This is a genomic window from Streptomyces sp. NPDC057543 (assembly GCF_042801895.1).
Lineage (GTDB): Bacteria > Actinomycetota > Actinomycetes > Streptomycetales > Streptomycetaceae > Streptomyces.
Genome location: NZ_JBHVFF010000442.1, coordinates 1 through 4,748 on the forward strand (window position 1 = coordinate 1; position 4,748 = coordinate 4,748).

The following is a 4,748-nucleotide window of genomic DNA, read 5'->3' on the forward strand; positions in this document are numbered from 1 at the left end:
GGCCACGCCGGGGTCTACTCCAGCTTCCTCAAGCACGCCTACCGGCAGGCCGAGCGCTACGGCGTCTCGGGCGCCGAGATCCTCCTGCGCGCCGGCGAGCGCCGCCTGGTCGGCGGTCAGGAGGACCAGCTGATCGACATCGCCGTGGAACTCGCCGCGCAGAACTGAACCATACGACCGCAAGACATGGGAGGGACGAGATGACCGCGCTCAACGAAGAGGTCCGGGCCATCGAGGCGGGCACGCCGCCGGCGCGCTTCGCCCGGGGCTGGCACTGTCTGGGCCTCGCCGACAGCTTCAAGGACGGCTATCCGCACGAGATCGAGGCGTTCGGCACCAAACTGGTGGTCTTCCAGGGCCAGAAGGAAGGGCAACTGCACGTCCTGAACGCCTACTGCCCGCACATGGGCGGCAACCTCGCCCAGGGAAGTGTCAAGGGCGACGCCATCGCCTGCCCGTTCCACGACTGGCGCTGGTCGGGCAACGGCCGCTGCGCCGGCATCCCTTACGCCCGACGGGTCCCGCCACGCGCCAAGACCCGCTCCTGGCTCACTCTGGAACGCAACAAGCAACTGTTCGTCTGGCACGATCCGCAGGGCAACCCCCCGCCGCCCGAGGTCACCGTCCCCGAGATCGCCGGCATCCACGGCCCCGACGCGGATCAGTGGAGCGACTGGACCTGGAAAACCCTCAGGGTCGACGGCTCCAACTGCCGTGAGATCGTGGACAACGTCGTGGACATGGCGCACTTCTTCTACGTCCACTACGCCTTTCCCGAGTACTTCAAGAACGTCTTCGACGGTCACATCGCCACCCAGTACATGGAGAGCAGCCCGCGCGGCGACATGGAACTGGGCACACTCAGCTCCGGGCGCCTGCGCTCCGACGCCTCCTACTACGGCCCCTCCTACATGATCGACTACCTCTGCAGTGAGGTCGGCGGCGGAGCAGAGATGGAGATCGTACTGATCAACTGCCACTACCCGATCGATTCCAACAGCTTCATGCTCGAGTACGGGGCGATCGTCAAGAGACTGCCCGGCATGACCGATGAGCAGGCATCCGAGGCCGCACGGCTCACCGCGGAGGGGGCGACCGTCGGCTTCGAGCAGGACGTGGAGATCTGGCAGAACAAGACCCGGATCGACAACCCGCTGCTGACCGAGGAGGACGGGCCGGTCTACCAACTGCGCCGCTGGTACGAGCAGTTCTACGTCGACGTCGAGGACGTCAAGGACGAGATGACCCACCGCTTCGAGTTCGAGGTCGACACCGAGCGGGCCAACAAGGCCTGGCGCGCGGAGGTCGCCCAGAACCTGGCCCGCGGGGCGGCCCGGACGGGGACCGGAGCCTGACATGCAGCCGGTGGAGTGCGTGACCTGTGGCAACCAGGTCCTGTGCGAGAAGTTCAGCATGGCCCACACCTCCGTGCAGTGGACCGCCGACGCGGCTGTCGTCTGTGCGGAGTTCCGCGGCCGGGCGGCCGAGGGCGGGACCACCGCCCGTATCCGAACCTGCCGGGCGCTGCGCGACAGCATCGACCGCGCGGTCGAGGGCGGCATGCTGGAGGTCGTCGATGCCTGAGCCGATGCCTGAGCCGACGTCAGGGCCGGCGGGCGGAGCAGTGCCCGGGCCTTCGGGTGGCGGCCCGACGTCCCGATCGCGTACGCACCGGCTGCTCGTCACGGAGGTGATCGCCGAGACGACCGACGCGCTTTCCCTGGTACTCCGGGTTCCGGCGGAGAGCGCGGACCGCTTCGCCTACCGCCCCGGGCAGTTCCTGACCCTGAAACTGCCCGGGTCGGACGGGAGGCCGACGGCCCGCTGTTACTCCCTCGCCAGCTCTCCGCACACCGGCGAACCGATGAAGATCACGGTCAAGCGGGTGGTCGGCGGGTACGGCTCCAACTGGGTGTGCGACCGGGTGACTGCGGGGGACGAGCTGGAGGTGCTGCCTCCCGCCGGCACCTTTACCCCGGACTCCCTCGACGCCGATCTGCTGCTCGTCGCCGGGGGCAGCGGCATCACCCCGGTGCTGTCCCTCGCCAAGTCCGCCCTGGCGAGGGGGCGTGGCCGACTGGTGCTCCTCTACGCCAACCGCGACGAACTCTCTGTCATCTTCCGTGGCGAGCTGCGTCGGCTGACCTCGGACCACGCCGACCGGTTCGTGCTGATCCACTGGCTGGAGTCGCTGCAGGGCCTGCCCACGACGGACCGGCTGACCGCCGTCCTCGCGCCGTACGCGGACCGCGAGACGTACGTCTGCGGCCCCGGACCGATGATGGACGCCGTGGAGCAGAGCCTGCGCGCCCTCGGCACCCCGGGCGACCGGATCCACCGGGAGCGCTTCTTCTCACTCGGCGCGGACGTCTTCGACGTACCAGTCGTGGCTCAGGACGCACCGGCCGAGGACGCAGGTACGGCACTGGTGGAACTCGACGGGGAGACCCACACGCTCACCTGGCCGGCGGGAACACCACTCCTGGACGTCCTCCTGGCCGCAGGGGCCGACGCCCCGTACTCCTGCCGTGAGGGCGCCTGCAGTGCCTGCACCTGCCGGGTCGTCTCCGGCGAGGTGAAGATGCTCCGCAACGAGGTCCTGGACGACCAGGACCTCGCCGACGGCTACGTCCTGGCCTGCCAGGCCGTGCCCCTGACCGGCCGAGTCGAGATCGCCTACTCCTGATCCGACATTCCCCGACATCGAGTGCCTGCGGCGGCCCGGCGCCGGAGGCATCGCCGTGTCGGCGATCACCGCGGTCAGGCAATCCGCCGGGGCGACGTCGCGTAACCGGCCCGGAGCAACTGCACAGCACGAAGGCCCATCGCCCCGCTGATCGCCTGGCTGACCTCGCCCGAGAACACCCACGTCACCGGGCAGGTCGTCTTCGCCGACGGCGGCGCCGACGCCGTCCTGCGCGGCGACCGCACGAGGTCGTGCCGCAGGTGGAGTCACTCTTCGGTGACGGCACGTACGGTGCGGGTCTTGCCGCCCTGCGGACGCGCTTCACCCAGGGCTGACCCGACCGCGTCCCCACCACGGACCCGCTTCCGTCGACGGCGTCACATCCACTCGCTGAAACGCAGCCAGGACATCATGTTGTCCATCGCCGGCTGCGGCACACCAGGCGCGAGCGTCCCCCCGCCCGGCTGCGCCCGCTTCTTCGTATGCCGCCCGGGGCCGAACACGTCCTGCCATACCGACCGGGCGCAGCCGCGCACGGACGGGGCGATCCGCTCCAGCTCCCGGTGGGCGCCGTTGCCGCACACCGAGATCGCGGCGATGGCCCGGCCCGCGCCGCGCAGCGGGGCGGCCACGCAGAAAACGCCCCGGAACCCCTCCTCGTAGTCGAAGGCGACCCCGCGCTCCCGCACCGTCGCCAGTTCCCTGTGGAACGACTCGGGGCGGGTGATGGTGCGCGGTGTGCGCGGCCGTAGCCCGCCCCGGATCACCTGCTGCACCAGTCCGGCGTCGCTGAAGGCCACGATCGCCTTGCCCGCCGCCGTGCAGTAAGCGGGCTGCCGCCCGCCCACCCGGGAGGGTACGCCGCCGTCGTCCGCCCCGCCGATCCGCTCCAGGTAGACCACCTCGGTGCCGTCGAGCACCGTCAGGTGCACCAGGTGGCCGGTGGACTCGTGCAGCGCGTGCAGATGCGGCAGTGCAGCCCGCCGCAGCCGGTTGTGGTGGGAGGCCAGGGCGCCCAGCTCCAGCATGCCCATGCCCAGCCGGTAGTCGCGGCCCTCGCGCTCCAGCCAGCGCAGCTGCACCAGTTGGTCGAGGATGCGGTGCGCGGAGGACCGGGGGAGGCCGGAGCGCTGAACGATCTCGGTCAGGGTGAGCCGGGGCTCGGCGCCCTGGAAGGCGCTCAGCACCTTCGCGGCCTTCTCCAGCAGGGACAGCGGCGGAAATTCGGTCTCGACAGCCTGTGTCGTCATCGGTACCTCACCTCACACACGGACAGCCGACAACCCCGGGTCGCGGCCGTAATCTCCGGTATTGCGGGGAGATTGCCAGTGAATCCCACCTGCTGGGAAGAGGGTATTTCGTTTCGAAACAGTAACGCGTAGGTTCCCTCTCGTCACCCCTGACGACCGAAGGACCTGAGAGGGACGCGCATGCGCGATGACGACGTGCTCGCAGCGGTCCGCGAACCCGCCCCGCCCTGCGCGAGCGTGCTGCCGAGGTCGAGAGGCTGCGCGGCGTGCCCGAGGCTTCCGTCGAGGAACTCGACGAGGTCGGCTCCTTCCGGCTGCGGTTCCGGGTCTCGTACGGGCAGCAGGCCGTCGAAGACCCGTTCGCACAGGTGCGGATCGCCCGTGCCGCCAGTGGCATCGATGCTGCCTGGCTGCAGTTGACCCGCAACACGGCGGACCTGTTCGCCATCGCCCGCAGCGGCCGGAAGCCGTCGACGACCCTGCGCGCCCGGGCCCGCCCGGGACAGGTGCTCGCCACCGAGCGCGCGGTCGACGCCGTCGACCTGCTGATGGAGACCATGCGCTCCGGCGCCCTGCGCAACGACGACGGCGTCCTGCAGAACTTGCACGCCGGCTGCGGCCAGGCCGCCAACGACACGGAACGCGCACCTGTCCTCGTCGTCAAGGGCGCCCCCGGCCTTGCCGTCGAGGACCCCCTGCTCTGAACCCTCCCCTGTCCGCCAAATCTGTCGGGCGGTTGCGTGCCGGCCTGCTTCTGGCTCTGCAGGGTCCGGGGCTTCACCACTGGTCGCTTCCGTGGGCCGGGCAACAAC

5 protein-coding genes and 1 pseudogene are annotated in these 4,748 nt (G+C 70.1%); 5 read left to right on the forward strand and 1 reads right to left on the reverse strand.

The window, feature by feature from the left end:
- From ACFU8Q_RS39245 to ACFU8Q_RS39260, 4 genes and pseudogenes are all read left to right on the forward strand, one after another.
- Positions 1-168 (forward strand): annotated as a pseudogene (locus ACFU8Q_RS39245) (4-hydroxy-2-oxovalerate aldolase); the annotation flags it as partial.
- A gap of 32 nt (positions 169-200) precedes the next feature.
- Positions 201-1,355: a Rieske 2Fe-2S domain-containing protein gene (locus ACFU8Q_RS39250; RefSeq protein WP_384464325.1), complete on the forward strand. Its 1,155-nt coding sequence runs from the start codon at positions 201-203 to the stop codon at positions 1,353-1,355.
- 1 nt (position 1,356) lies between these two features.
- Entirely contained in the window at positions 1,357-1,584 is a 228-nt protein-coding gene (locus tag ACFU8Q_RS39255; RefSeq protein WP_384464328.1) for a hypothetical protein, read from the forward strand.
- Positions 1,585-1,624: 40 nt separating this feature from the next.
- On the forward strand, positions 1,625-2,686 hold the full coding sequence (locus ACFU8Q_RS39260; protein ID WP_384464331.1) for a 2Fe-2S iron-sulfur cluster-binding protein: 1,062 nt from the start codon (positions 1,625-1,627) through the stop codon (positions 2,684-2,686).
- 377 nt (positions 2,687-3,063) lie between these two features.
- Here ACFU8Q_RS39260 and ACFU8Q_RS39265 read toward each other — a convergent pair whose 3' ends face one another.
- Complete coding sequence (locus ACFU8Q_RS39265; protein WP_384464334.1) at positions 3,064-3,936, reverse strand: IclR family transcriptional regulator; 873 nt, start codon at positions 3,934-3,936, stop codon at positions 3,064-3,066.
- Positions 3,937-4,202: 266 nt separating this feature from the next.
- On the opposite strand from ACFU8Q_RS39265, the gene ACFU8Q_RS39270 reads away from it, so the two are divergent.
- Positions 4,203-4,640 (forward strand): hypothetical protein, encoded by a 438-nt coding sequence (locus ACFU8Q_RS39270; protein WP_384464337.1) that lies wholly within the window; start codon positions 4,203-4,205, stop codon positions 4,638-4,640.
- Positions 4,641-4,748: the final 108 nt, after the last annotated feature.